Source organism: Shewanella sp. SM29 (assembly GCF_025654245.1).
Taxonomy (GTDB): domain Bacteria; phylum Pseudomonadota; class Gammaproteobacteria; order Enterobacterales; family Shewanellaceae; genus Shewanella; species Shewanella oncorhynchi.
This window is the reverse complement of the sequence record NZ_JAKKRN010000006.1, coordinates 154,564-179,917: the sequence shown is the minus strand read 5'-3', so window position 1 is coordinate 179,917 and position 25,354 is coordinate 154,564. Positions and strand designations below refer to the sequence as shown.

Genomic DNA, 25,354 nt, shown 5'->3' with positions numbered 1-25,354 from the left:
TTATGCCTTATCCATCAGACCGACCATGCGGGCCAGTTCGACGGTGCGATTGGCATAACCCCACTCGTTGTCATACCAAGCGTAGAGTTTGACCTGAGTGCCATTGATTATCATGGTCGATAGCGCATCGATAATGCTCGAACGCGGATCGGTTTTATAATCGACCGAGACTAATGGACGTTCCTCATAACCTAAAATGCCTTTTAGCGGTCCGTCTGCCGCTTCTTTTAACAGGCGATTGACTTCAGCTTCGGTCGTTTTGCGACTCACCTCGAACACGCAATCGGTTAATGAGGCGTTCGCTAATGGCACCCGCACAGCATGGCCGTTGAGCTTACCTTTGAGTTCAGGGAAAATATGGGTAATGGCCGTCGCAGAGCCTGTTGTCGTAGGGATAAGGCTTAAACCACAGGCCCGCGCCCGGCGGAGATCTTTATGCGGCGCATCTAAAATAGTTTGAGTGTTGGTAATATCATGAATGGTTGTCATGGAACCATGCACTATGCCGAGGTTTTCGTGGATCACTTTGACGATTGGCGCCAAACAGTTAGTAGTACAGGAGGCCGCAGTCACAATCGGATGAATGGCTTTGTCATAGAGTTGATGATTCACTCCCATGACAACGTTTAACACGCCCTCTTCTTTAACGGGCGCCGTGACCACAACGCGTTTAACGCCTTGATCTAAATAAGCTTGTAGCACTTCTTTGGTTTTCATCTTACCCGAGGCTTCAATCACCACATCACAGCCGGACCAATCGGTTTCGGCGATGGTTTTATTGCGTGTACAGCGAATACGCTTGCCATCGATAATGATGTCATCGCCATCGGCATTGGCTTCGTACTGCCAGCGACCATGCACAGAGTCGAATGCCAGCAAATGGGCTAAGGTCGCCGCATCCCCTGCGGGATCATTAATCTGCACAAACTCAACCTCTTCCCAGCCCCAAGCAGCACGTAATGCTAAACGTCCCATACGGCCAAAGCCATTTATCCCGATTTTGATTGTCATACCTGCATCCTTCACACTCAGTTTTATATTAGGTGTTTTATATTATTTGTTTAAGATTAAAGCGTTATCGGTTCGATATAGCCGCGTTGATGCACATTGGTTAAGGCATTAGGGCGAATGGATTGCACTTGGGTTATCACTTCTGCCAAGGAGCCTCCCGCCAGTAACAGCAAGATTGCCGCCATTAATCCTGTGCGACCGGAACCACCGCGACAATGAATGGCAATTGTGGATTGAGTTTGCATCAATGCCAGCAGTTCTGCTTTGTGCCGCGCAAACGCGAGCTCGAATGCCTCTGCGGGTGCCGCATCATCTTCTATAGGTAAATGTAACCAACGGATCCCCGCTTCATGGCAAATATCGGGCAATGATGCAACACCAAATATTTGCAATTCGGCAAGTGGCATTAAGGTTATGATGACCTCAGTTCCCGCCGCTTTAAGAGTTGCCACCGCCTCTGTCACAGGGACAGATTTAGTCCCTGGGCAAGGGGTAAAAATCAACCTAGCACCACTCTCTAGCGGCAAAATATCAAATGGATGTGACATTTAAGTGTTACCCCACTAACCAAGATTCAATCATGGCTCTATGGGGAATGGAGCCCCAATGCACTAGCTTCTCATCAATCACCACAGCGGGTGTACTCATCACCTTATAGCCCATGATGACTTCTGGATTGGTTTCCTTTACCAGAGCAATACTGATGCCCTTCTCGTTGGCGATGGCGGTAATAATCTCAGCGGTTTTTGTGCATTTGGCACATCCACTGCCTAATACTTTGATGTTTAGCATTTTTATAATTCTCACAGAACGGGACCTATAGCGTTAAAGATCCAACCGATTAAGGTGAATGAAATCAATAAAATGGCAAAAACGATGGCCAGCAAACGCCATTGCATTACCTGCTTGAGCAAAATGAACTCAGGAAAACTGGCGGCAACCGTTGCCATACAAAATGCCAATGTTGTCCCTACGGGCAAGCCATTAGTGATAAGGCTCTCCATGATAGGGATAACCCCTGTGGCATTGGAATACAGAGGAATACCAATCAATACCGCCGCAGGAACAGACCACCATTGACCATCGCCTAAGTGGGCTTCGATCCAACCGTCAGGTACAAATCCATGGAGTGCGGCGCCAAGCCCAACCCCAATAATGACCCATTTCCACACTCGGCCAAAAATCTCTAGGGTCTCGCCTTTTGCAAATTCATGTCGCTCGGTTAACGTCATGGATGTTGATGTCATACCCTCGCTATTATCGTGACTTGCTTGTGCTTGACCTTGCTCGAGTGCTTTGGCGGCAAAGGACTGCAGCCAACGCTCAGCGCGGATCGTGTCCAAAAATGCCCCCGCCAACATACCCACTGACATGCCGACCAGCACGTATATCACAGTAAACTTCCAGCCCAACAGACTCACAAGCAACAGAACGGCGACTTCATTAATTAACGGCGAAGTGATCAGAAATGCCATAGTGATCCCAACGGGGATCCCCGCCGAGGTGAAACCTAAAAAAACCGGAATGCTCGAACATGAGCAGAATGGAGTAACAGCACCAAAACCCGATCCCATAAAGTAACCGACAAAACGATTTTTTCCCGCCAAGTAATCCCGAACGCGCTCGACATTGAGCGAGGCCCGCACCAAAGCGATGCCATAAATCATCAGCAACAGGAGCGCAAAAATCTTAGTGGTATCTTCAATAAAAAAATGGATAGCGTCAGCGAGTTTAGTATTGGGATCTAAACCCATTACCCCAAAGGTTAGCCAGCTCGCTAAATCGGAAAATAGTTGCAGCATAATCAAACTTCCTTGGTATACATGAAAGCGATGAAGCAAAAGGATATTGCTATTTTAATTAGTTGAATAAACACCAATTAAATACAAACCATTTATCTTTGAATAAGTGGAACTTGACTCGCAATTGATTGTAATGATGCTTTTTGAGCTTCTATACCTGCCGAAAGCGGCAACGAGATTAATGCCTTTATACGATTTTCAAGTGTTTCTATGACATAGCTAAATTGCTCATCTATATCGGGGGCGTCGATTGATGTTGGGTCGGGTAAACCCCAATGTAATTTAAGTGTTTGACCTAACCACAAAGGACAGGTTTCTCCTGCAGCATTATCACAAACAGTGATCACTAAGTCAGGAGTGAAATCCGCCATCATATCCCAGCTTTTGCTACAGAGCCCTTCGGTAACATAGCCTCTGTGTGCTAGTTGCAATAGAGTTTGAGGATGAACGACACCGGCAGGTTCACTTCCGGCACTGGCAAATTGCCATTGATCAATAGTAGTCAAAGCTTGCTTAGCGACGAGATCTCGACCTATAGCTTCAGCTAGGATGCTGCGACAGGCATTATGGGTACATAGAAAGAGCACTTTTATAGCTGGTGCCATATCAACCTCTAGCGATTTAACATATGAAATTTCATATGTTTTCGATTAAATTTTTTATTTATTTGTTACGAACAATCTTTAACAACAGGCTCTAGCGCGCTCGGGGCGACCACCCATCTTGCACAGATTGCGCATATTTTCTTCAAGGAATACCGGATTTTGGCTGGTAACCTCACTCAACACTGACTTACCCCATTCTGGTAAATCATTACTGATACTATAGAAAATCCACTGTCCCTGACGACGGTCGATTAATAAACCACATTTACGCAACTGAGCTAGATGTCGCGAAATCTTAGGCTGGATCTCTTGCAATGCCTCGGTTAATTCACAAACACAAAGTTCGCCTTCATGCTGGATCAACATCAAACAACGCAAGCGAGTTTCATCGGCTAAACATTTGAAAAACTGGGTAGGATTAATCATTGATGTCCTTCGACTGTACTAATACAAACATTTTAATCCTTTCGTTCAACTCTCTAAAGGTTTGTTCAAACCCACGAGTGCCCGATTCGATTCTGGGATCGGGATAATCCCATGCAATAAGCTTATCTGCCAAGGGGAAACTCTGACACTCTTGCGTTGATTTTTCACAGAGACTGATCACAAAGTCAAAGGATTGCCCACTAAACTCACTGACAGACTTCGAACGTAACTCACTCGTATCCAAATTATTTTTCTGCAAAAGCGCAAGAGTTCGCTCATCTATGGGCTCAGGCTGCGTACCCGCACTAAACACATCAAACTGCCCTTGGGCCTGGTGTCTTAATAAGGCCTCTGCGAGTTGTGAACGCGCAGAGTTACCAACACAGAGAAAAAGTACACGTTTTTTCATGGGAATGAGTCCTGATGAAAGAGAACATCACTATATACGATTTACCATATATGTAAATATCCACATGTAATAATTTACTGTTCATTTAACAAAATTGTTCACTGAGCACTACAACATTGATCTTGTAAAAAATGCACTAATCCTTGTAATAATTCATAGTCAGGTACGCAGTACAGCACCCTTCCCTCGCGCCGTTGGGAAATCACTCCCGCAGACACAAGGGCACTAATATGGTGTGAGAGAGTAGAACCAGGGATCTGTAACTCGTCTTGTAACTGCCCCACCGCAACGCCAGCATATCCGCCCTTGACCAGTAATCGAAATAGGGCGAGACGCGTCGGATGGCCCAGTTCTTTTAATACTTTAGCAGCATTCTCTATATTCATATCGGCCTCATTTCGTTAACTAATTCGATAATACCAGAAATATCCTTACCCTAGCGACCTCAAAATCGACCACTCATAAACAATCAAAAGCAGGGTGTCATGTGTTTAAGCATCACATGTGTTTAAGCATCAATAGGTATACCAAATATTTCCATTATTCTAGAAATAATATATTGAAAACACTTCGCCCAAATACTATTATTCTAGAATATTCGAAACTTTAAGTTGAAGAGGTAAAAAAATGAGTCCTGAAATGATTCTTATGATGAAAGAAACGGCAAGCATGTTCGCTTTTCTTGCCGTTGAGCTTACCCTACTATTTCTTGTCATAAGCTACCTAGTAGGTATTTTACAAGAATTTATCACCCCTCAAAAAATACAAGCGATGCTAAGCTCACGCAATGGCAGAGGTTATGTCATTGCTGCACTACTTGGGTCAATTACCCCGTTTTGCTCTTGTTCTACCATTCCCTTTTTGAAAGGCTTACTCAGGGCTCGTGCCGGTTTTGGCCCTATGATGGTATTCCTGTTTGCCAGTCCATTACTGAATCCGATTATTATCGGACTATTTGTTGTCACCTTTGGCTTAAAAGTAGCACTTTTTTATTTTGTAGTAGCAATGGGAGTCTCTGTCATTGCAGGCTTTATACTTGAAAAGCTGGGGTTTGAAAGGTATGTCCGTAAAGAAGCTTATACTCAGGAAGACACTGTCACTTCATGTTGTGACACTAAACCTTCCTCCTTTGCCAGTACCTGTTGCGAAACTAAATCGACAGCAGTTGCGAACTCATGTTGCGATACTAAACCAGTAACGACTACTGATATAGCACCAAAAAGTAAGCCTCAGAGCCGTTGGATAAGAGTTTGGCACTCTACTTGGAAGGACTTCAAACAAGTACTACCTTATCTATTTGTGGGCATTCTGTTGGGGTCAATGATCTACGGTTTTATTCCTACAGATTTAATCGTTAAATATGCCGGTGAAGCAAAATGGTACGCTATTCCTGTGGCGGCTTTAATTGGTATTCCACTTTATATTCGCGCCGAAGCAGTAATCCCTCTCAGCGCCGCATTAGTGCAAAAAGGGATGGCGATGGGTTCTGTAATGGCCTTAATTATCGGCAGTGCAGGAGCGAGTTTAACAGAAGTCATTTTACTAAAATCCCTCTTTAAAAATCAGATGATTATTGCATTTTTAGCGGTAATTTTAAGTATGGCAATGACTGCCGGATTTCTTTATAGCTATGTATTTAGTTAACACACAAAATAATGTTCTAACTCGATATGGCACTCACCGCATGCTCCTAAAGTGAGTGCCATAGGGCCTTTACGCCCCAAGATTAAATCATCTAAAACGTAAACTTATAAAATACTGGTATTGCGAATAAATTCGCCTCGCTTAAGAGAAGCACAATGAATTCACCTATTAGTCTAAAAGCCAAAGATGATGCAATAGAATGGGCGCTAACCCATGGCATGGCGTTTAAAGAAACCCAATATTCTGCCCGCCACGCGCCATTTACCTTAACGCCGAGTTTAATCAGTCGAGGTCACTATCAATACTTAAAAGATTCTGTGCATTTACTCGGTAAACTTATTCATTCTATATCAGAAGAACATGCCTTCTTATACGATGCGATTCAACCTATTACGGCTAGCGATCCCTTTTTTGCCGCCTTGCTTGGTATGCACCAGCAAGTACATTGCTCGCAGACTCCAGCGCAGAGAATGCCATTGCTCATTATGCGTAGTGACTTCATGGACGATAACGACTTAGGGCCAAAACTAGTGGAGTTTAATGGCATTGCGGCTGGTATGGGGCCCTTTGGTCAGAGAGTGCATCAACTCCACCATTATTTGCAGCAATGGCATCAACTGCCTATAGGTGAACTTGTTGATAATCATGCCATTGAACAATTATCCGCAGGCATAGCTAAAGCAACCTTTAAGATAAAACAGGAATTTGAAGATGCGGGGCCAGCAAGATTTTTGATGATAGTGCAAGAAAATGAAGACAATGTGTTTGACCAACATTTACTCGAACTCGCGTTACAACAACAAAAGATACAAACAATTCGCAGAACCTTTAGTGAACTACAAGAACAAGTTACCACAGGCGAAAAACATAGACTGATACTCGAAGGCATTGGCACTATTGATACCGTTTATCTGCGAGCGGGTTATCAATATGCAGATTATGAATCCGTTGACATCAATGGCAACAAGGACTGCCAAGCCCTGATGGCGATCCGTGTATTGATTGAAAAACATCGCGTTGCCATCAATGCCACCGTAGGACAACAACTGGCAACCAGTAAGCGGATGCAGATGCTGCTCTCGTCTATGGATGAAATGTCCTTGACTCAGTTTGGTTTAACGCTGCAACAAGCCAAAATGGTCAAATCCCTCCTCGGCGAGATGCGCTCCGTTACCCCAGAGAGTATCCAATTAGTCGAAGCATCCCCAATAGACACTTGGGTGCTAAAAAATCAAGGTGAAGGCGGTGGCAATTGCCTGTTTGGTGCCGATATTTCACATGAATTAGCCGAGTTAGAACCCGCGCAATACCAAGCATGGTCGCTGATGCGCCGCTTACACCCTAGGCCGAGAGCAACACCAACCTTAGTAGTGCGTGACGGCGAAATAGAAACCATAAATGACATGATCCCTGAAATAGGCATGTTCACCGTCCACATTGATGGCGAGCCTGTGATGGAGGATAGCTCTAATAGCGACAGCCCCGGTTATTCGGGATATTTAGTTCGCAGCAAATCAGCCATGGTGACTGAGGGTGGAGTTCACAGCGGCCAAGGGGTATTAGATTCGCTGATGTTTAGCGATTAACAGGGCGCGTATAAAGTAAAAAGCCACAGAATCTCATCTGTGGCTTTAACTAACAAATTAACCTATATGATTAATAAGCGGTTTTAACACCAAAACTACGAATATAAAATACCCTTGGTCCCGTTCCCGCTTCAGGTTTCAACTGCATAGGTTTATGCAATTTAATCAACTGGGATACCTTGCTCTGCGGATCATCTAAATCACCAATCACCCGCGCTTCAGATGGACAAGCATCAACACAGGCAGGATTCAACCCCTTATCAAGCCTATGATCACAGAAAGTACATTTCTCTGTAGTGCGTCTTGGTCGTGTAACAGGGTAAGTATCACCCCGCTCAGGGTTTTCATTGGGTGATGCAGTAGCCCCCGTGCGTTTGAGCAGCATCAGTGGTGATACAGTACCGTTAGCCACTAACTCAGAGTCATCTTGCCACCGACGGTGCGGTGTTGCCGCATTAAAACTAATCACGCCGTATGGGCAAGCATTCATACACTTCTTGCAACCAATACATTCATCATTGTTTTGCAGCGTTAAGCCGCGCTTATCTTTGTGCATAGCCCCTGTCGGGCAGACTTTTACACAAGGTGCATCATCACAATGATTACATAAGGTCGGTATATAAGTGTATTTTACATCAGGAAAAATCCCCTCAGTGGTGGCAATATGATGCGACCAATGAATACCGTCGTTCGTGTTGTTCTCTGTTTTACAGGCTAAGCTACAGCCACCACACCCTACACATTTTTGTAGGTCAATCACCATTCCTAATCTCATAGTGGGTTACCTCACACTTTCTCAACACGAACACGGATATGACCATAGAATGCCGACGCGCCACTTAAGCGATCGTATCTATCTGCAATCAAGTCATTATTTGAGCCACCTCTTGGGGTTATGCCAAATTTGGTACTGGCGTAACGTCCATAGGCCCAATGCCCTTGGCCAAAACACTTAGCCACAGTGCCAGGACGGACACCTTCCCACAGCTTCGCCTTACAGGTCAGCGTACCCACAGGGCTGGTAATGCGGATTTCATCACCGTCTTTGAGGCCAAATTTCTTGCCGTCTATCGGGTTGAATTTAGCCACATCTTCATTCGCCACATCACCAGGGTCGACATCTTTAAACTCGTAGTACCAAGGACTATTTGCAGTTCGACCTTCTTTGTTTAGACGTGACTTTTGATCCACGAGTAACAGCGGAAACTCGGCTTCATCACCAAATCGATAGGGTTCTTCATAATGGGGAATAAATACCAATTGACCACGAGCTTGGTAGTCACAAGCTTTCATTACCTCATCTATGCTGACTTTGTGTTTATCAGCATGTTCTTGCAACGCTTTTTCCAAGGTCTTACTGTAAAACTCAAATTTAGTGGTTTCAGTTTTGAACTTACCCCAGCGAGACTCAAGCTTATAAGGAGAGCTATTCCACACCCCTTTTTGCACGAACTCATCCCATGAATTGAGCTTATCACCGTATTTAGACGCATCTTCTTTCCACAGCGGCGCAGTCAAGAATCTGACCATCAACTTCGCAAACTCTGCTTCATCCGCAGCAGGTTTACCTGTTTCAGGGTCGACAATTTGTTCATTGATATAACGCCATGGTGCATCAAATCCTTTATCAGCCAGCTTTTTAGCTAACATGTAAGGGATTTCAGATTCATCGATACGGGTATCCCATAGACGTTTAATCGAGGGTTGTTGAATTGAAACCTGTGCAACACCATTACCGATAGAATCCAGCACACCCCATTTTTCAAACATATGGTGGCTAGAAGGTAATAACACATCAGCAAACCAACTGAATTCGGACACGTTGGTAGTCACATGGGCCATGAAGTCGACTTTGCTTAAGGCTTCATCCCAACGTTTCCCTTCAGGATTGGAAAAGTTGAAGTTATTAAAATAAGCTAAAATCACTTTAATTTCGTAAGGATCAGCAGCGAGCATGCCATTAGGGACGTTACCCGTGATCACCCCACTTCCAGGCTTACCTTTAGCAATGGCAGGGAATGCTAAACGACCACGTTGGTCAATTTTTTCTTTTTTGACACCTTTAGCAGCAATCTCATCCATATAGGCTTTTGCCTCTGGATATTCTTTCAGGAGTGGCGTTTTGTTACCTGGGAATAACCCCCCTTTACTATCGATACCACCAAATAAGCCATTTAAGGCATGGCAAGAAATCGAAGTATATGTTCCTCGGGCTTGCATCACTGCGCCACGGGAAGTCCATACTTGCACCGCAGGTGCCGCCGCACCCATATCTTTAGCAATGGCAATAATGGTTTTAGGGTCTATACCAGTAATCTTGCTCGCCCATTCTGGCGTATAGTCTTTAAGAGCTTGGTTCCACCACTCCACTAAACCGTAGGTATGGGTTTCTTTAAAGCTCTCGATACTGACGGTTTTACCCGCTTTAAACAGGTTTTTACCCTCAATAAAATCACCAACAAAGGGCTTATGCCATACACCTTCAACCAAGGCGACATGGGCAATGGCTAGGGCCAGCACACTGTCTTGACCAGGTTCAATCGGGATCCATTTATGGGCTTTCGCCGCCGAAGCAGAAAGCCTTGGGTCGACTACGACGACTGTAGCCTGATCGAGGGAATCACCCCATGTCTGCGAATAAAACGAGACTTGACGGTTACTCGCAATGGGATCGGCGCCAAATGACAAAATAAATTTAGCATTTTTGATATCGTACTGGTTATATCCCCAGTTACCATCTAGATAATACGGTCCCATTTTATGGGCTTCAGCACACACTGAACTATGTGAAATATTATTGGGAGAACCAATCAAATTGGTCATCTTTTTATAAAGCAAATCAGTGATATGTGAATATCGACCGCGAAGGAGCGCGTATTTATGGGGCTCATTAGCTTCGCGTAAAGCAATGATTTTATCCGCTAACATATCCAGCGCTTTATCCCAAGTAATAGGGACAAATTGAGGATCCTGATCGCGGCCCTTTTTAGGGTTAGTTCGCATCATTGGTGTACGCAATCTATCGGGATCGTACACTTGCTCTAAGCTTAGGTGCTGACGAGGGCAACTGGACATACCGTGGACGCCAGAGTTTGGATTACCCCTCACTTTCAATGCACGGCCATCCATCACATAAATCTGTTTAGCACACCATGAAGTACAGCCTTGGCAGGTCGTCGCTAACCACTCTCCGGTGCCAGTTCTACGCAAAGGCGCAGGTAATTCGGCGGCAATACCTTCTAGGATAGGGGTAAAGGATAAAGCTCCGCCAATCCCAGTGAGTACAGTACCTGCCGCAGTTGACTTGAGCAGCTGGCGCCGTCCCAAGTTGAATTGATTCTCTTTCTTCATTTTCCACACTCCTAATAAGGGTATGGAATTTAATATATATCTTTTGGGGTATATAACTGCGATTTAGATCAATTTACAAACATCTACACTTTACTGAAATTTACAATTGTGAAACCAAGTTGAAAATATCAAGAACTGTGACTTAGAACCGTAAACTGAAGTTATGTCACATTTTTCTGATATACCAAGGTGCTCAATATTCGAATTTGTGGATTTTAGCAGTGAATATCTTTTGAGTGTTTGACTCCATTTTTTTCAAGCGTATAGTATATATGAAAATCCATATATGCATTTTAAGTGGTTTTTAGGGCACCAACACCCACTTTTATTGCCTTCGCTTTCAAACCTGAATCCATTTTATGGGGAAAAAGTTATGACTCAATTTTCGATATTCGATCCCGCTTTATGTTGCAGCTCTGGCGTGTGTGGCACTGACGTTGACCAAGCACTCGTCACCTTTGCCGCCGATTGCCAATGGTTAAAACAACAAGGCATTACAGTAGATCGCTTTAATTTATCCCAACAGCCCATGGCCTTTGCCGAAAACGCCCTTGTCAGACGCTTTTTAGAAACATCTGGTACAGAATCCCTACCGCTTATTCTCTTAAATGGTGAAATGATATTAGCGGGCCGTTATCCAAGTCGGCAGGAACTTTCCCGTTGGGCGAAGATCGATATCGCAGAACCTGCGAAAAATATCGCTCCTTGTTGCAGTGGCAAAACCTCTTGCTGTTAGTCAACTCACGTTTGGAAACACCAAGGATAATCTAATGAAATTTATTCAGAATCCGCCCGCATTCCTCTTCTTTACCGGTAAAGGCGGTGTCGGTAAAACATCGCTATCCTGCGCGACAGCAATTACCTTAGCTGACAGTGGTAAGCGGGTGTTGTTGGTCAGTACCGATCCCGCATCCAATGTAGGCCAAGTTTTCGGACAAACCATCGGTAATAAACTCACGCCAATAGACAGCGTTGCGGGACTAACGGCACTGGAAATTGATCCTCAAGCAGCTGCAGAGCAATACCGCGCCCGTATTGTGGATCCCGTCAAAGGCCTATTACCGCCAGATGTAGTTCGCAGTATTGAAGAACAACTCTCTGGTGCCTGTACCACTGAAATTGCCGCCTTCGATGAATTCACCGGTTTGTTAACCGATGCATCGCTACTGCAAGATTTCGATCATATTATTTTTGATACCGCACCAACGGGGCATACGATTAGGCTGTTACAACTCCCAGGGGCTTGGAGCAGCTTTATAGAGACTAACCCCGAGGGCGCTTCCTGTCTTGGCCCATTAGCGGGCCTCGAAAAACAGGCGGAACGCTACTCGCAAGCATTAGCAGCACTGGCCGATCCCGACAAAACACGCTTGATCTTAGTTGCGCGTCCACAGCAATCCACCCTGATAGAAGTGGAGCGCACTCACCAAGAATTGCGCCAAGTGGGCCTTAAGAATCAATATCTGGTGATTAACGGCGTATTGCCCGAAGGCGCGGCACTCAATGATCCCCTTGCCTCTGCACTCTATCAACGTGAACAAGCGGTGCTCACCAATTTATCCCCCATTCTCACGGCATTACCTCACGAAACGCTGATACTTCAATCGATGAACCTGGTAGGCGTTGCGCCATTACGCCAACTCTTTATGCCTGCAGAATACATTGATTTACCCGTAATGGATGAGCAAGACCAATGTAAGCAAGACAGTCTGCCCCAAGTGCCAACACTGGATAGTTTAATCAGTGAAATCGCGCAGCAGGACCATGGCCTTATCATGCTCATGGGCAAAGGTGGTGTCGGGAAAACTACGCTGGCCGCCGCCATTGCGGTCAGATTGGCAGAGCTTGGCTTAGATGTGCATTTGACCACCTCAGATCCTGCCGCGCATCTAGAACAAACGCTGCATGGTCAATTGGCGAATTTGCAAGTCAGCAGAATCGATCCCGTCGAAGTCACCACTCGCTACCGTGAACAGGTGTTAGCAACGAAGGGCAAAGCGTTAGATGCCCAAGGTAAAGCCTTGTTAGAAGAAGATTTACGTTCGCCATGCACTGAAGAAATTGCCGTATTCCAAGCCTTTTCGCGCATTATCCGCGAGGCGGGGAAACGCTTTGTGGTAATGGATACCGCGCCAACGGGGCATACCTTATTGCTGCTTGACGCTACCGGCGCCTATCACCGTGAAGTCGCTAAACGTATGGGGGAAACAACTCACTATTCAACGCCAATGATGCAGTTGCAAGACAAAGAGCGCACTAAGGTATTATTGGTCACTTTGCCCGAAACTACCCCTGTGCTCGAAGCCGCGAATTTGCAGGAAGATTTGCGCCGCGCAGGGATTGAACCTTGGGCATGGCTTATCAATAACAGCCTCGCCGTTGCCAGAACGACCTCGCCATTATTAAAAGTACGCGCTCGCCATGAACTGGTGCAAATAGAGAAAGTGCAACAGGGCTTAGCCTCTCGGTTAGCATTAATCCCATTGCAGCAAGAAGAACCCATTGGTATTACGCGATTAAGCCTACTGGCAAAACAGCATTAATGTATCCTTATGGGCATTATTTTAGGGTTACGGGTAGACGGTATCTGCCCTTTTAGGAGCTTGTATGTGGTTAGCTGGGGCAATTTTTGTTCTCACCATAGTGTTAGTAATTTGGCAGCCTAAGGGATTAGGCATAGGTTGGAGTGCCACCTTGGGCGCCGTATTGGCTCTACTACTGGGTGTGGTGCACTTAGGGGATATTCCTGTGGTATGGAATATTGTCTGGAATGCGACCGCCACCTTTATTGCCGTGATCATCATCAGTTTATTATTGGATGAGTCGGGATTTTTCGAATGGGCCGCGCTGCATGTGGCCCGTTGGGGCAAAGGCCGTGGCCGTTTACTCTTTACTTACATAGTGTTACTCGGCGCGACGGTTGCCGCCTTATTCGCCAACGATGGCGCGGCGCTGATCCTCACCCCCATAGTGATTGCGATGTTACTGGCTCTGGGCTTTAGCGCCGGAGCAACCTTAGCCTTTGTGATGGCGGCGGGGTTTATTGCCGATACCGCAAGTTTGCCGTTAATTGTCTCTAACCTAGTCAATATTGTTTCAGCAGACTTCTTCAACATAGGTTTTAACGAATACGCCTCTGTGATGGTGCCCGTCGATATTGCCGCTATTAGTGCCACCTTAGTCATGCTGCATCTGTTTTTCCGCAAAGATATTCCCGCGACCTACGACTTGCAAAAACTACGCGAACCTAAGGCCGCCATTCGCGACCTCAACACCTTTAAAACCGGTTGGGGCGTATTAGTCTTACTCTTGGTGGGCTTTTTTGGCTTAGAACCGCTCGGTGTGCCCGTGAGTTTAGTCGCTGCCGTGGGTGCCCTGATCCTGTTTGTTGTTGCGAAAAAAGGCCATGCCATAGATACCACTAAGGTACTGCGCGGCGCGCCATGGCAGATAGTGATCTTTTCACTCGGCATGTATTTGGTTGTTTATGGTCTTCGCAACGCAGGCTTAACAGATTACCTATCGAGCGTATTAAATAGCTTGGCAGAACAAGGGCTTTGGGCTGCCACTATGGGCACGGGCTTCTTGGTCGCGTTTTTATCGTCCATCATGAACAACATGCCAACGGTGTTAATTGGCGCCCTCTCGATAGACGGTAGCAATGCGACCGGCGTGATTAAAGAAGGCATGATCTATGCGAACGTAATTGGTAGCGATTTAGGTCCCAAAATCACCCCCATCGGCAGTTTAGCAACCCTGCTATGGCTGCATGTACTGGCGCAGAAAAATATTAATATTACCTGGGGTTATTATTTCCGCGTCGGCATTGTGATGACGCTACCTGTGCTATTTGTCACCCTAGCGGCACTGGCGCTGCGCCTCTCCTTCTAATCTTCGTCCATGGGCACTAGAGCATCTGTTTAGTGCCTATGAATAAATTTATAAGCAATTATTTATCAGAGGCATGTTATGACTAATATGATTGATGACAGCATTAAGATTTACCACAATCCAGCCTGTGGCACATCGCGCAACACTTTAGGCCTTATCCGCAATTCAGGGGTTGAACCGACTATAATCCTCTACCTTGAGACGCCACCGAGCCGACAAACTCTGCTGCAACTGATTGCAGAGATGGGCATTTCGGTGCGCAGTTTACTGCGGCAAAATGTTGAGCCCTTTACCGTATTAGGCTTAAGTGAAGATAAGTTTAGCGACAGTGAATTAATCGATTTTATGCTCGAGCACCCAATCCTGATTAATCGTCCCATCGTCGTTACGCCATTGGGTACGTGTCTGTGCCGTCCATCAGAAAGTGTTTTAGATCTTTTGCCAAATCCCCAATTAGGTGCATTTACCAAGGAAGACGGTGAAGTGGTTATTGATGCCAATGGGCTGAGAGTAAAAAATAGTTAGATTTTCAAAACAAGCTCTGGCCTCGGGTAATCTCATACCTCGAGGCCTGATTTACAAACATGCAATACAGTTATAGCCTTTAATTTTCGCCAATAAATGGACTGAAAATATTCACCCAAGCGTAATAGCCACCAATGATGATAAATACCACGCCAGTGATTTTTCTGGCCCAGTGCTCAAACGCCAATATGTGGTTATAAGCTTTCGCAACGCGATTGGCGCTAATCCCTAATAGGATCGCAAAGACTAAAACCGGTAGACCAGTGGCTAACCCATAAATCGCTGGCAGGGCAATACTCGATTGTGACTCTAGTGCAAGCGGTAGCAGCGAGCCAAAGAAGAGAGCTGCAGAAGTCGGACAAAATGACAACGCAAATAAAATCCCCAGTAGTAAAGCGCCTACATATCCTTGAGGGTTAATTTTGGCTTTTAACTTCTCGAATAAGACACCACTACCTGGTAAGCGTAATGTCAGTAACTCCAGTAAAAACATCCCCACCAATATTAAGATAGGCCCGAGTAACAGGTTCATGTATTTCTGGAGCAACACCGATACCGTCACCGTAGAGAGTAAACTCCCCACGAGTACTACGCCGAGCACCAAGTAACTGAGCATGCGTCCAATAGTGTAGGCAAGCCCTGTAGCAAATACTCGATATGGAGATTGTATGCCTTTACTGATATAAGAAATTGCCGCTACATTAGTCGCTAATGGGCACGGGCTGATAGACGTTAAAATGCCAAACCAAAAGGCCGACAACAGCATAACTGCCCACTCATCCATGGGTGGGCACCTTGGCAGATGGCACGACTAAGGCTTGATTAGCCTTAGTCTGATTAACCATCGCGTTAATCTCTTCAGTCAAATATTGGCTGAATGCCCGCTCGTTGTTGGCTAACTCCCACACACGGTCTAACCGTCGCCAATCTGTATCCACGCCATTGTGGGTATTAGCAATCACCACGGTACGAAATACCAACTGATAATCATCGATGTAATGCTGGTTTTCAGGCAAATCGACATTCACCAAATTTAACTGCATTTCACCATCGCGCACTTGCTTGAAAAACTGATTCATCACAGTAGACTGTGTAAATTTTTCCATGCGGACACAGGTTGTACAGCGCTGATTACCATGAAAATAATAAACATTCAGCCCATCTTTTAATTGAGGTGACACGCTGGCAGCGATATCCGCATTATTAGTTTTAGCAGCGGTTATCGTGCCAAATTGCTGATACCCAACCAACCCTAAGCCTACACAAACCACAGTGAGCAGCAGGTAGCGGACAATTTTTTTAGCGTTCATGCCGACTCCTTTATGCCACTAAGCTGTATGGGCTTTAAGCAAGGTCATGAGCTCATCAACACTGGCAAGTCGTCCCGTTAGAATTATTTGCTCGTCTACCACCAACGCCGGTGTTGACATTACGTTGTAGGCCATAATTTTTTCAATATCAGTCACTTTAGATAGCTGGTAATCAAGATGAAGTGCCTGCGCCGCGGCTTTAGTAGCCTCTGCCAATTTTTGACACTTTGTACAACCCGTACCGAGAATTTTAATATCCATAATTGAGCCTTATTTGGTTACTTTGTTATTTTACCATTTAACCAAATGATAGGTCTGAAACTACTCAATTAATGCGATCTGCTTCTGAATTTGTAGATCTAATAAACCATCAATGCAATGTAACGATGTCAGTAAGCATGGCATGGTAAGACGATAAAAAATCTGCTTACCTCGTTTTTCCATATCCACAATTCCAGCATGGCGCAAAACGGATAAGTGCTTAGAAATTGTGGAAAAATCAACATCAACGCCCTCAACAAATTCACATACACATTTTTCACCCTGTGTAAGTTGCTCTACCATCCATAATCGCGTTGGATGCCCCAGTGCTTTGAAAATATTGGCTTTTACTATAATTCTTTGTTTCATTTTTATAAATTTCCACGACGGTTCAGCGAATGGAACAGTCGTCAGTATAAAATAATCAGCGTTAAAATAATGTAGGTAAACGAAGTTATGTGCTAGACATTTATTTTTTAAATGACCTGAAGATCCTAATCAAGAATATCAGATCACTACAATAGATAACTATTGAACCACTCGATAATCACTCTTAATTTGTTTAGTTGAAGTATAAGAAAAAGTAATGCTAAATCTGTGTAACTTACAATCAAGAAGAAACAACGCTGAATTGCTTTGGGGCAAAAGCAAGTTAGACTTTTAGCTCGAATTAGTGAGTTTAGAATTATAATTTCTATGGATTAATGCATATACACCGAAGGCGCGTCCAGCGACCTGAGGGAGCGAACTTGAGCCTAGGGTTAGAACTCATTGCCACGTTTTAACCTTTCGTCACCTTCAAATAGCAGTTCATGGAGTTCCTTGAAATCTAAAATTTTCATTTGCTTTTCGGCGGCAAGGTTCTTGAAGAAGTACACAATCTTCTTACTTGAACCAAGTATTCGCAACAAGTTTTGGTGGGGTTGGCTCCATATCAATTGCAACATACTGGCTAGCTGCGTGACGATAAAAGCTGACTGGTATCTCGATGCCAGTTGCATCGCAGAACTCTTTAGGTCGATCTGTATATCATTCGGACATATTCGGAGTGAGTTCTAACAAGTGTCTGCCAAGAATTGTGAGTGTTCTGATTTTTGCTGACTAAAAAAATCGATGGTACAGGGATGGAAACTATTTTATTACATTTTGTTGAAAGTTGATCAAGATCAAGGGTAGTTTTCTCTCCGTGAGGTATTCATTAGATGCTTGAACGTGAATGCATCATCAGCACATTTTATAAAGGAGTTGTAAAATGATTTATAAAAAACCATCAGTATTAGCATCAAGTAAAGAGTACAGGGCGGAGTGCAGGCCTAACAGTAAGCCTAGTGGAAGACCTTGTAATAAACCTGGCCCTAGTAATCGTTAGTAATTCTTTATAAGCGGCATGTAATAGAATATGTCGCTTTTCTAAGGGGCATTATGTTTTACAAGAAGAAATCAAACATATTATTTAGAAAATATGACTCATTTGGCTATATCACAGATAATAGAAATTTTGGTTATATCGACTATTATGACAATGTGGTTGGAGACAAGATATTATCTGAAACTGGTTCAGTCTTTTTTGAGTTATTGGGACTTTCTACAATATCCCTAGAAAATATAATTGATTTTTTGAATAGTAAATACCCTAATACTGATTCCACTGTAATTAAAAAAGATGTGGTTAATTTTTTTGACACACTTGAATGTGACGGGTTTGTTGTTTCTGGAAGAACAATAGAAGAATGTGAAGAAAAAGATTGGAGTTTTTCCTATCATAAGCACGATGAAGAATTGTTTACCGATATTAAAACTGGTGTTATTAATAATATAGAAACCGAAGATTTTTTTGAAAAATATTTTGATGGCAAACCTCAATTAACTAGCTTGCATATCGAAGTTACCGGAAAATGCAATGAAAAGTGTATTCATTGTTATATTCCACATGACTTAAAGCTAAGAAATATTGATTCCGATTTGTTTTATGAAATATTAGAGCAAGCAAAGGATTTAAATGTTCTTCATGTGACATTGAGTGGGGGAGAACCAATGTTACATAAAGACTTTTGTGGATTTCTTAAAAAATGCAGAGAGTATAATTTTTCTGTAAGTGTGTTGACTAACTTGACTTTGCTCGATGATTTTGTTTTTGAAGAAATGAAAAAGAATAAATTGTTATCAGTTCAAGTGTCACTATACTCAATGCAAAGTGATATCCATGATGGCATTACAAAAATGAATGGCAGTTTAGATAAAACAAAAAAGGCAATTTTAAAATTGTTAGAAAATGATGTGCCAGTTCAAATAAGTTGCCCAATAATGAAGCAAAACAAAGAACACTATAAAGATGTTTTAAATTGGGCCAAAGAAAACCTTATAAAGGTTAGTTCAGATTATGAAATAATTGCAGAGTACAATAACTCAAAAGATAATTTAAAATGTAGGCTTTCATTGTCTGAGGTTAAAGATATCCTCAATGAGAAAATATTGGAAGATAGTGACTATTTATATAACTTAAGCAAAAACATTGAAAATAAGAGAAGTGCTAAAAAAGATGATCGAATATGTAGTGTCTGTTATTCTTCTATTTGTATATCAGAGAGTGGAAACGTGTACCCATGCCCTGGATGGCAAGGCTATGTTATTGGGGATATAAAAGAAAGAACTATAAAAGACATATGGGAAAATGGATGTGAAGTAAATTATTTGCGAAATTTGCAGAAGAAAGATTCACCAGTTTGTGTTCAATGTGAAAATCGTGATTTTTGCTCTATGTGTATGGTTAGGAATTCTAATGAAAATTCAGATGGAAATCCCCTTGTTGTAAATAGATATTTTTGTGAAGCCGCTAAAATTACTAAAGAAATATTTATGCAGAGTAAAATCAATATCACTTAATAATTCGATGGCCAAAAAAAGAAGGATGTAGTGGCACACTACACTTTGCTGAAAAAGAAGTAGATGACGAAGTTGTGGTCAGCATACCGTTAGGTGGGCATATCTGGTCCGTAAATTCAATTTCCTACCAAAATCCTCAAATAGATAATGATGAATAGCTACTAACAGAGTAAGCGTCCATTTTAGGACGTCCTATTCCCACTTAAGATCGCGCGATAAGCTGTGCACTCATCATTACAGGAGAGTGATATGGCAAAGCGAGCTTACCGCAACGCTGCACAATGGCAGCAATTAATCGACTTATGGCACACATCAGAGCTGAGCATCACTGAGTTTTGCCAAACCCATCAACTGAGCACCATGTCATTTTATAAATGGCGGCAACGTCTATCACCACAAACTGAGCAAGCTAATGTGCACCAGGATACACAGTTTATCGATTTATCCGCGCTTGCACATCACGGTAACACCCGCTGGCATATCGTCTTGTCACTGGGCAATGGCGTTGAACTTACCCTTAGCCAGCAATAATGTTTATCCCTGCTGCCAACCAAAAAATCTGGCTGTGCACCACACCCGTGGATATGCGTAAATCCTTTAACGGTTTAAGTGCCCTGGTGCGCAATAAACTTTGCCATAATCCACAAAGCGGCCAGTACTTTGTGTTTATCAATGCCCGCAAAACCCAGATGAAGGTGTTGTACTTCGAAAGCTCAGGCTATTGTGTCTGGGCTAAGCGCCTCGAGCAAGGCCAGTTTCCGGTGAAACCGCATCCGAGTGGGATCCAATCACTCACCGGTTGCACCCTGCAAATGATCGTTGACGGAATTACCGTACTTCGCCAGAAACAAGCGAAGCGCTATGGGCAGTCAATCGCTTGATAAGTCTGTATAATTGACGCTATGAAAATCAAGCCTTCATCCTCATCCAACGTGGCAGCGGACGCCGAGACACGGGTTAATTTGACCAGTGAAATCGCGCGCCTGCAGAGTTTGTTGCAACAGGCTTCTGCAGAGAATCAGGCCTGGTCAGAAAAGTACGGCAAGCTGGAAACTGAGCATGCGTCATTGCGCGAAACCTTCGCAGGCATTCAGCAACGCTTAGCCTGGTTTGAGAAGCAGTTGTTTGGTCAGAAGTCAGAAAAGCACGCCTTGGAATTGGGTATGCAGTTAAGCTTACTGGGCGATATGGTGCCAGCACTGGCCCAACCCGAAGGTGAAACCGAATATACCACCTACACCCGCAGAAAAGGCAAACAGCGCCCGGATGATTGCGTTAATGACAGTGGTTTGCGATTTAACGATAACGTACCGGTGAAAGTGATTACGCTGATACCAGACGAGTTAAAAGGGGAAGATGCCGACCAGTATGAAGTGATTGGCGTAAAAAGCACCTTCCGCTTAGCACAGCGCCCAGCGAGCTTCGACGTGCTGCGCTATGACCGGCAAATCATCAAACACAAAGACAGCGACACTATCCTGCCAAGCGCAGCGCCGTTCAATGTGCTGGATAAAAGCGTGGCGGATGTGAGCTTTATCGTCGGCATGTTGGTGGATAAATTCCAATACCACTTGCCGCTGTATCGCCAACACCAGCGCTTAGCCGCAGCGGGCATTACTTTAAGCCGCAGCACACTGGGCACCATCGTGGCACGCGGTATTGATTTACTCTATCCGATTGTGGATGCGATGCTGACCAGCATCTTACAAAGCCAAGTGCTGGCAATGGACGAGACGCCGATTAAAGCAGGCAAAGCGGGCCCGGGCAAAATGAAGCAAAGTTACTTCTGGCCGGTGTATGGTGATAAGGATGAAATTGTTTTTACCTTCTCCACCAGCCGCGGGCGGCAACATATAGAAGAGATATTAAAACATCGCTTTAAAGGGACTTTATTAAGCGATGGCTACAGCGCCTATGCCAGTTATATAAAAGCGAATGAGGGCTTGACCCATGCCCAGTGCTGGGTGCACAGTCGCCGGCAATTTATTGCAGCCGAAAACAGCTGGCCACAACCGGCCAAAGAAGCGATAAGCCTAATCGCCAAGCTGTATGAGATAGAAGAGACTATCCGAAACCAAAAGCTCACGGATGACAAAAAACGCCAATACCGGCTTGCGCACAGCAAACCGGTGGTTGACCGCTTCTTTACGTGGTGTGATGACACCCTGCATAACCTGACGCTGCTGCCAAAAGACCCCCTCTACAAAGCGATTGGCTATGTACAAAGCAAAGAAATGGCACTGCGTGTCTTCTTAGAAGACCCCGATGTGCCGCTGGATACAAACCATCTGGAGCGGGCGCTCAGGCCCATACCCATGGGGAGAAAAAATTGGTTGTTCTGTTGGACAGAAATCGGTGCTGAGCATGTTGGCGTTATCCAAAGCCTGATAGTCACTTGTCGATTGCATGATATCAATGTAAACGATTATCTGACCGATGTACTGCTACGTATCAGCCAACACCCTGCCAGCCTGGTACATGAACTGACGCCACGGTATTGGAAAACCCAGTTCGCCGATAATCCACTGCGTTCAGACCTCTTTGCTTTACCCGCCACTTCGGTAGAATAGCCTCCAGACGGAGGCGATATGCGCATAGAAGACCTAACCTTAGACGAATTACATGACCTGAACGAGCTAATCTGCAAGCGGATAGACTACTTAGGGGTCGCCTCAGAAAACGGAAAATAAAGCACGCTAAGCCCTTACTTACCCAGATGTTTGACTGTTCGTGGCACTTTCACCATGGCAATTGCAATTGCCCAACCCTTGCAAAATGCCGCACGCCTCTACAGATCGAGAGCCAGAACACTTCTCGCGCAAATCAACCAAGTGCCGTTTTAACTGCAACAGCGCGGACACACGCATTTCCACCTGTTGAATATGGGCCTCCAGCAGCGTGTTGACCTCCCCACAGTCCTGCATCGGGTTGTCTCGCAGACCCAGCAATGCGCGAATCTCGCTCAACGTCATCTCGAGCGAACGGCAATGACGGATGAATTGCAAGCGCTCAATGTGCGCCTCACCGTACAGCCGGAAGTTGCCACCGCTTCGCGCTGGCTTCGGCAGTAGCCCTTCCTTCTCGTAGTAGCGGATGGTCACGACCTCGCACCCAGAGCGCTTGGCGAGGTCGCCAATTCTGATTTCCATGCATCAATCTCCAATTATCACTTGACTCTATAGTGACTATAGAGATTTTAATGGAGGCTGAATAGAAGATTTTCAGGAGTTACTCATGAGCGAATGCGCTTCAAAGGGGTGTGGCTGCACGACTGAGCCGATCATCCAACCCACGGCACCGGCCCCGCTGGCAACCGGATCGGCTCAAGCGGTGTACCGCATCGAGAACATGGATTGCCCGACCGAAGAGGCGCTGATCCGAAGCAAACTGGCCGGTCTGGCGGGGGTGGCGGGTCTTGAATTCAACCTGATGCAACGTACCTTGGCCGTGCGACACGAATTGCCTTCGTTGTCTCCCGTCGAGCAGGCGCTGAAGGCCATCGGCATGCAAGCTGTGCGCATGGATCAGGCGTCGGCCGAGCAGACGACCAAGCTGTCCATTGCCAAGATGGATTGCCCGACCGAAGAGACGTTGATCCGCAACAAGCTCGGCACCGTGGCCGGTGTTGCTGATCTCGATTTCAACCTGATGCAGCGCACGCTGTCGGTACGCCATGCGAACCAGGTTCTGCCAGACGTGCTCGTGGCACTGCAAGCGCTTGGATTCGAGGCGCAGGTCGTGGACACGGCAGAGGTCGCATCTCCATCCGCCGCCCCTGTGACCACGCCGACCAACTGGTGGCCGCTGGGCATCTCCTTGGTCACTGCATCGGCGGCCGAGGCGGTCTACTGGCTCCACAACGGCAATCACTGGTCGGTTGTCGTTCTGGCACTTGTCGCGGTCTTCACGGGTGGCCTCTCCACCTACAAGAAGGGGTGGATTGCGCTCAAGAACCGTAATCTCAACATGAACGCCCTCATGTCGATTGCGGTCACGGGTGCCATGTTGATCGGCCACTGGCCCGAAGCGGCAATGGTGATGGTACTGTTCGCGCTGGCCGAGGTAATCGAAGCCAAATCGCTGGATCGCGCTCGTAACGCTATCCGTGGCCTGCTCGACCTGACCCCGGAACAGGCCACGGTACAGCAGGCTGACGGCACATGGCGCGAGGTGGGCGCCAAGCAAATCACCATCGGCGCCCGCGTCCGGGTCAAACCAGGTGAGCGCATCGCCCTTGATGGTGAGGTGCTGGAAGGCCGCTCTGCCGTCAACCAAGCCCCGATCACGGGTGAAAGCCTCCCGGTCGAAAAATCCCCCGGTGATTCGGTGTTCGCTGGCACGATCAACGAATCCGGCTCGTTCGAGTACCGCGTCACCGCCTTGGCCAACAACTCCACTTTGGCCCGGATCATTCACGCGGTAGAGGCTGCGCAAGGTAGTCGTGCGCCGACTCAGCGTTTTGTCGATCAGTTCGCCCGCTGGTACACCCCCGTTGTATTCGGCGTTGCCATCGCCGTCGCGTTGTTGCCGCCGCTGTTCATGGGTGCGGCATGGCTCGACTGGATCTACCGTGCATTGGTTCTGCTGGTGGTCGCCTGCCCGTGCGCACTGGTGATCTCTACACCGGTCAGCATCGTCAGCGGCCTGGCCGCCGCCGCCCGCCACGGCATTCTCATCAAAGGTGGCGTCTATCTGGAAGAAGGCCGCAAGCTGCGCTGGCTGGCTCTGGACAAGACCGGCACGATCACGCACGGCAAGCCCGCACAGACCGACTTTGTCACATGGGGCAATGCACTCGCCTCGGACAGCCGCAGCATCGCTGCCAGTCTGGCGGCCCGCTCGGACCATCCTGTATCCAAGGCGGTGGCACAGGCCGCGCAGACGGACGGGGTTGCCTTGCTCGACGTGGCCGAATTCAACGCGCTGCCCGGTCGGGGTGTGCAGGGCCAAATCAACGGTGAAACCTACCATCTTGGCAACCAGCGGATGCTAGAAGAGCTGGGGCAGCGTACTCCCGAGCTGGAACAGCGCATCGCGGCGCTGGAAACCATGGGTAAAACTGTCGTGATGTTGGTCAGCGCAAAAGGGGTTCATGCCTTATTTGCCGTAGCGGACACCATCAAGGAAAGCAGCAGGAGCGCCATTGCCGAGCTTCATGCACTGGGCATCAACACCATGATGCTGACCGGCGACAACCCCCACACGACACAGGCCATTGCCGCACAAGCCGGGATCGACCGTGCGCAAGGCAATCTGCTCCCAGACGACAAACTGCGCGAAGTTGAGCTACTGGCCATAAAGGGCAAGGTCGGCATGGTCGGTGATGGCATCAACGATGCCCCGGCCTTGGCGCGTGCGGACATCGGCTTTGCCATGGGAGCGGCTGGCACAGATACCGCCATCGAGACCGCTGACGTGGCCCTGATGGACGACAACCTGGGCAAGATTCCGACCTTCGTGCGCCTGTCGCGTGCGACGGCGCAGGTGCTGATGCAAAACATTGTGCTGGCCCTTGGCATCAAGGCAGTATTTCTGGTGCTGACCTTCACGGGTCAAGCGACCATGTGGATGGCGGTGTTTGCTGATATGGGGGCCAGCTTGCTCGTCGTTGGCAATGGCTTGAGGCTGTTGCGCAAATGAGCTGGAAATT

General features: G+C 46.2%; 27 protein-coding genes. 11 read left to right on the top strand and 16 right to left on the bottom strand.

All coding sequences use genetic code 11. The features are described 5' to 3' along the window. The 8 genes from L5L77_RS06380 to L5L77_RS06345 form a co-directional block, all read right to left on the bottom strand. The gene (locus L5L77_RS06380; RefSeq protein ID WP_263222379.1) at window positions 1-1,011 is read right to left on the bottom strand and encodes an ArsJ-associated glyceraldehyde-3-phosphate dehydrogenase; all 1,011 of its coding nucleotides are present in this window, start codon (window positions 1,009-1,011) and stop codon (window positions 1-3) included. A 56-nt stretch (window positions 1,012-1,067) separates the two neighbouring features. Beyond that, on the bottom strand, window positions 1,068-1,559 hold the full coding sequence (locus L5L77_RS06375; RefSeq protein ID WP_182743348.1) for a tyrosine-protein phosphatase: 492 nt from the start codon (window positions 1,557-1,559) through the stop codon (window positions 1,068-1,070). A 7-nt stretch (window positions 1,560-1,566) separates the two neighbouring features. Beyond that, window positions 1,567-1,803 (bottom strand): thioredoxin family protein, encoded by a 237-nt coding sequence (locus L5L77_RS06370; RefSeq protein ID WP_131524958.1) that lies wholly within the window; start codon window positions 1,801-1,803, stop codon window positions 1,567-1,569. Window positions 1,804-1,814: 11 nt separating this feature from the next. Further along, a complete protein-coding gene (locus tag L5L77_RS06365) occupies window positions 1,815-2,813 on the bottom strand; it encodes a permease (RefSeq protein ID WP_259560823.1) in 999 nt (332 codons plus the stop codon). 92 nt (window positions 2,814-2,905) lie between these two features. Further along, the gene (locus L5L77_RS06360; RefSeq protein WP_263222374.1) at window positions 2,906-3,418 is read right to left on the bottom strand and encodes an arsenate reductase ArsC; all 513 of its coding nucleotides are present in this window, start codon (window positions 3,416-3,418) and stop codon (window positions 2,906-2,908) included. Between the two features lie 78 nt (window positions 3,419-3,496). Next, window positions 3,497-3,844 carry a metalloregulator ArsR/SmtB family transcription factor gene (locus L5L77_RS06355; protein ID WP_182743180.1) on the bottom strand — a complete coding sequence of 116 codons (348 nt, stop codon included), beginning with the start codon at window positions 3,842-3,844 and terminating at the stop codon, window positions 3,497-3,499. Continuing rightward, window positions 3,837-4,253: an arsenate reductase ArsC gene (locus tag L5L77_RS06350; protein ID WP_182743182.1), complete on the bottom strand. Its 417-nt coding sequence runs from the start codon at window positions 4,251-4,253 to the stop codon at window positions 3,837-3,839. The genes L5L77_RS06355 and L5L77_RS06350 overlap by 8 nt, the downstream gene beginning before the upstream one ends. 98 nt (window positions 4,254-4,351) lie before the next feature. Further along, window positions 4,352-4,639, bottom strand: a complete 288-nt coding sequence (locus L5L77_RS06345) for an ArsR/SmtB family transcription factor (RefSeq protein ID WP_182743184.1) — start codon at window positions 4,637-4,639, stop codon at window positions 4,352-4,354. A gap of 241 nt (window positions 4,640-4,880) precedes the next feature. On the opposite strand from L5L77_RS06345, the gene L5L77_RS06340 reads away from it, so the two are divergent. Both L5L77_RS06340 and L5L77_RS06335 read left to right on the top strand, forming a co-directional pair. Beyond that, window positions 4,881-5,897, top strand: a complete 1,017-nt coding sequence (locus L5L77_RS06340; protein ID WP_263222370.1) for a permease — start codon at window positions 4,881-4,883, stop codon at window positions 5,895-5,897. A 155-nt stretch (window positions 5,898-6,052) separates the two neighbouring features. Next, complete coding sequence (locus tag L5L77_RS06335) at window positions 6,053-7,483, top strand: glutathione synthetase (protein ID WP_263222368.1); 1,431 nt, start codon at window positions 6,053-6,055, stop codon at window positions 7,481-7,483. A 70-nt stretch (window positions 7,484-7,553) separates the two neighbouring features. Here the strand turns inward: L5L77_RS06335 and arrB are convergent, their stop codons facing one another. Together arrB and arrA are read right to left on the bottom strand one after the other, a co-directional pair. Beyond that, on the bottom strand, window positions 7,554-8,258 hold the full coding sequence (gene arrB / locus L5L77_RS06330; protein ID WP_259482788.1) for an arsenate respiratory reductase iron-sulfur subunit ArrB: 705 nt from the start codon (window positions 8,256-8,258) through the stop codon (window positions 7,554-7,556). Between the two features lie 11 nt (window positions 8,259-8,269). Then, the gene (gene arrA, locus L5L77_RS06325) at window positions 8,270-10,834 is read right to left on the bottom strand and encodes an arsenate respiratory reductase molybdopterin-containing subunit ArrA (RefSeq protein WP_259482789.1); all 2,565 of its coding nucleotides are present in this window, start codon (window positions 10,832-10,834) and stop codon (window positions 8,270-8,272) included. Window positions 10,835-11,207: 373 nt separating this feature from the next. On the opposite strand from arrA, the gene arsD reads away from it, so the two are divergent. From arsD to arsC, 4 genes are all read left to right on the top strand, one after another. After that, a complete protein-coding gene (gene arsD / locus L5L77_RS06320; protein ID WP_182742966.1) occupies window positions 11,208-11,570 on the top strand; it encodes an arsenite efflux transporter metallochaperone ArsD in 363 nt (120 codons plus the stop codon). A gap of 34 nt (window positions 11,571-11,604) precedes the next feature. Beyond that, on the top strand, window positions 11,605-13,377 hold the full coding sequence (gene arsA / locus L5L77_RS06315) for an arsenical pump-driving ATPase (RefSeq protein ID WP_263222364.1): 1,773 nt from the start codon (window positions 11,605-11,607) through the stop codon (window positions 13,375-13,377). A gap of 64 nt (window positions 13,378-13,441) precedes the next feature. Next, complete coding sequence (locus L5L77_RS06310; RefSeq protein ID WP_263222360.1) at window positions 13,442-14,725, top strand: arsenic transporter; 1,284 nt, start codon at window positions 13,442-13,444, stop codon at window positions 14,723-14,725. Window positions 14,726-14,812: 87 nt separating this feature from the next. Next, the gene (gene arsC, locus L5L77_RS06305; RefSeq protein WP_263222395.1) at window positions 14,813-15,250 is read left to right on the top strand and encodes an arsenate reductase (glutaredoxin); all 438 of its coding nucleotides are present in this window, start codon (window positions 14,813-14,815) and stop codon (window positions 15,248-15,250) included. Between the two features lie 79 nt (window positions 15,251-15,329). Here arsC and L5L77_RS06300 read toward each other — a convergent pair whose 3' ends face one another. The 5 genes from L5L77_RS06300 to L5L77_RS06280 all read right to left on the bottom strand — a co-directional run bounded on the left by L5L77_RS06300 (window position 15,330) and on the right by L5L77_RS06280 (window position 17,822). Next, window positions 15,330-16,034: an aromatic aminobenezylarsenical efflux permease ArsG family transporter gene (locus L5L77_RS06300; RefSeq protein WP_263222358.1), complete on the bottom strand. Its 705-nt coding sequence runs from the start codon at window positions 16,032-16,034 to the stop codon at window positions 15,330-15,332. Continuing rightward, entirely contained in the window at window positions 16,027-16,560 is a 534-nt protein-coding gene (locus tag L5L77_RS06295) for a nitrophenyl compound nitroreductase subunit ArsF family protein (protein ID WP_263222357.1), read from the bottom strand. The genes L5L77_RS06300 and L5L77_RS06295 overlap by 8 nt, the downstream gene beginning before the upstream one ends. A gap of 18 nt (window positions 16,561-16,578) precedes the next feature. Continuing rightward, window positions 16,579-16,821 (bottom strand): thioredoxin family protein, encoded by a 243-nt coding sequence (locus L5L77_RS06290; RefSeq protein ID WP_182742961.1) that lies wholly within the window; start codon window positions 16,819-16,821, stop codon window positions 16,579-16,581. A 60-nt stretch (window positions 16,822-16,881) separates the two neighbouring features. Further along, window positions 16,882-17,190 (bottom strand): ArsR/SmtB family transcription factor, encoded by a 309-nt coding sequence (locus tag L5L77_RS06285; RefSeq protein WP_182742960.1) that lies wholly within the window; start codon window positions 17,188-17,190, stop codon window positions 16,882-16,884. Window positions 17,191-17,582: 392 nt separating this feature from the next. After that, on the bottom strand, window positions 17,583-17,822 hold the full coding sequence (locus tag L5L77_RS06280) for a hypothetical protein (protein WP_263222355.1): 240 nt from the start codon (window positions 17,820-17,822) through the stop codon (window positions 17,583-17,585). Between the two features lie 421 nt (window positions 17,823-18,243). Here L5L77_RS06280 and L5L77_RS06275 point away from each other — a divergent pair, with 421 nt between their 5' ends. The 4 genes from L5L77_RS06275 (at window position 18,244) to L5L77_RS06260 (ending at window position 22,274) form a co-directional block, all read left to right on the top strand. Then, window positions 18,244-19,704, top strand: coding sequence for a radical SAM/SPASM domain-containing protein (locus tag L5L77_RS06275; protein ID WP_263222353.1), 1,461 nt, complete (start codon window positions 18,244-18,246; stop codon window positions 19,702-19,704). Between the two features lie 249 nt (window positions 19,705-19,953). Continuing rightward, window positions 19,954-20,235 carry an IS66 family insertion sequence element accessory protein TnpA gene (gene tnpA, locus L5L77_RS06270; RefSeq protein ID WP_133040548.1) on the top strand — a complete coding sequence of 94 codons (282 nt, stop codon included), beginning with the start codon at window positions 19,954-19,956 and terminating at the stop codon, window positions 20,233-20,235. After that, on the top strand, window positions 20,235-20,585 hold the full coding sequence (tnpB, locus tag L5L77_RS06265) for an IS66 family insertion sequence element accessory protein TnpB (RefSeq protein WP_014610304.1): 351 nt from the start codon (window positions 20,235-20,237) through the stop codon (window positions 20,583-20,585). Before tnpA ends, tnpB begins: the two co-directional genes overlap by 1 nt. Window positions 20,586-20,606: 21 nt before the next feature. Beyond that, entirely contained in the window at window positions 20,607-22,274 is a 1,668-nt protein-coding gene (locus L5L77_RS06260) for an IS66-like element ISSpu21 family transposase (protein WP_263222347.1), read from the top strand. A gap of 138 nt (window positions 22,275-22,412) precedes the next feature. Here the strand turns inward: L5L77_RS06260 and cadR are convergent, their stop codons facing one another. Further along, window positions 22,413-22,853 (bottom strand): Cd(II)/Pb(II)-responsive transcriptional regulator, encoded by a 441-nt coding sequence (gene cadR / locus L5L77_RS06255; RefSeq protein WP_011638890.1) that lies wholly within the window; start codon window positions 22,851-22,853, stop codon window positions 22,413-22,415. Window positions 22,854-22,938: 85 nt separating this feature from the next. Here cadR and L5L77_RS06250 point away from each other — a divergent pair, with 85 nt between their 5' ends. After that, the gene (locus L5L77_RS06250) at window positions 22,939-25,344 is read left to right on the top strand and encodes a heavy metal translocating P-type ATPase (RefSeq protein WP_069453487.1); all 2,406 of its coding nucleotides are present in this window, start codon (window positions 22,939-22,941) and stop codon (window positions 25,342-25,344) included. Window positions 25,345-25,354 lie beyond the last annotated feature (10 nt).

Coding starts and splice junctions, on each gene's coding strand:
- L5L77_RS06380 (WP_263222379.1), bottom strand. CDS start 1,011: ATGACAATCAAAATCGGGATAAATGGCTTTGGCCGTATGGGACGTTTA.
- L5L77_RS06375 (WP_182743348.1), bottom strand. CDS start 1,559: ATGTCACATCCATTTGATATTTTGCCGCTAGAGAGTGGTGCTAGGTTG.
- L5L77_RS06370 (WP_131524958.1), bottom strand. CDS start 1,803: ATGCTAAACATCAAAGTATTAGGCAGTGGATGTGCCAAATGCACAAAA.
- L5L77_RS06365 (WP_259560823.1), bottom strand. CDS start 2,813: ATGCTGCAACTATTTTCCGATTTAGCGAGCTGGCTAACCTTTGGGGTA.
- L5L77_RS06360 (WP_263222374.1), bottom strand. CDS start 3,418: ATGGCACCAGCTATAAAAGTGCTCTTTCTATGTACCCATAATGCCTGT.
- L5L77_RS06355 (WP_182743180.1), bottom strand. CDS start 3,844: ATGATTAATCCTACCCAGTTTTTCAAATGTTTAGCCGATGAAACTCGC.
- L5L77_RS06350 (WP_182743182.1), bottom strand. CDS start 4,253: ATGAAAAAACGTGTACTTTTTCTCTGTGTTGGTAACTCTGCGCGTTCA.
- L5L77_RS06345 (WP_182743184.1), bottom strand. CDS start 4,639: ATGAATATAGAGAATGCTGCTAAAGTATTAAAAGAACTGGGCCATCCG.
- L5L77_RS06340 (WP_263222370.1), top strand. CDS start 4,881: ATGAGTCCTGAAATGATTCTTATGATGAAAGAAACGGCAAGCATGTTC.
- L5L77_RS06335 (WP_263222368.1), top strand. CDS start 6,053: ATGAATTCACCTATTAGTCTAAAAGCCAAAGATGATGCAATAGAATGG.
- arrB (WP_259482788.1), bottom strand. CDS start 8,258: ATGAGATTAGGAATGGTGATTGACCTACAAAAATGTGTAGGGTGTGGT.
- arrA (WP_259482789.1), bottom strand. CDS start 10,834: ATGAAGAAAGAGAATCAATTCAACTTGGGACGGCGCCAGCTGCTCAAG.
- arsD (WP_182742966.1), top strand. CDS start 11,208: ATGACTCAATTTTCGATATTCGATCCCGCTTTATGTTGCAGCTCTGGC.
- arsA (WP_263222364.1), top strand. CDS start 11,605: ATGAAATTTATTCAGAATCCGCCCGCATTCCTCTTCTTTACCGGTAAA.
- L5L77_RS06310 (WP_263222360.1), top strand. CDS start 13,442: ATGTGGTTAGCTGGGGCAATTTTTGTTCTCACCATAGTGTTAGTAATT.
- arsC (WP_263222395.1), top strand. CDS start 14,813: ATGATTGATGACAGCATTAAGATTTACCACAATCCAGCCTGTGGCACA.
- L5L77_RS06300 (WP_263222358.1), bottom strand. CDS start 16,034: ATGGATGAGTGGGCAGTTATGCTGTTGTCGGCCTTTTGGTTTGGCATT.
- L5L77_RS06295 (WP_263222357.1), bottom strand. CDS start 16,560: ATGAACGCTAAAAAAATTGTCCGCTACCTGCTGCTCACTGTGGTTTGT.
- L5L77_RS06290 (WP_182742961.1), bottom strand. CDS start 16,821: ATGGATATTAAAATTCTCGGTACGGGTTGTACAAAGTGTCAAAAATTG.
- L5L77_RS06285 (WP_182742960.1), bottom strand. CDS start 17,190: ATGAAACAAAGAATTATAGTAAAAGCCAATATTTTCAAAGCACTGGGG.
- L5L77_RS06280 (WP_263222355.1), bottom strand. CDS start 17,822: ATGCAACTGGCATCGAGATACCAGTCAGCTTTTATCGTCACGCAGCTA.
- L5L77_RS06275 (WP_263222353.1), top strand. CDS start 18,244: ATGTTTTACAAGAAGAAATCAAACATATTATTTAGAAAATATGACTCA.
- tnpA (WP_133040548.1), top strand. CDS start 19,954: ATGGCAAAGCGAGCTTACCGCAACGCTGCACAATGGCAGCAATTAATC.
- tnpB (WP_014610304.1), top strand. CDS start 20,235: ATGTTTATCCCTGCTGCCAACCAAAAAATCTGGCTGTGCACCACACCC.
- L5L77_RS06260 (WP_263222347.1), top strand. CDS start 20,607: ATGAAAATCAAGCCTTCATCCTCATCCAACGTGGCAGCGGACGCCGAG.
- cadR (WP_011638890.1), bottom strand. CDS start 22,853: ATGGAAATCAGAATTGGCGACCTCGCCAAGCGCTCTGGGTGCGAGGTC.
- L5L77_RS06250 (WP_069453487.1), top strand. CDS start 22,939: ATGAGCGAATGCGCTTCAAAGGGGTGTGGCTGCACGACTGAGCCGATC.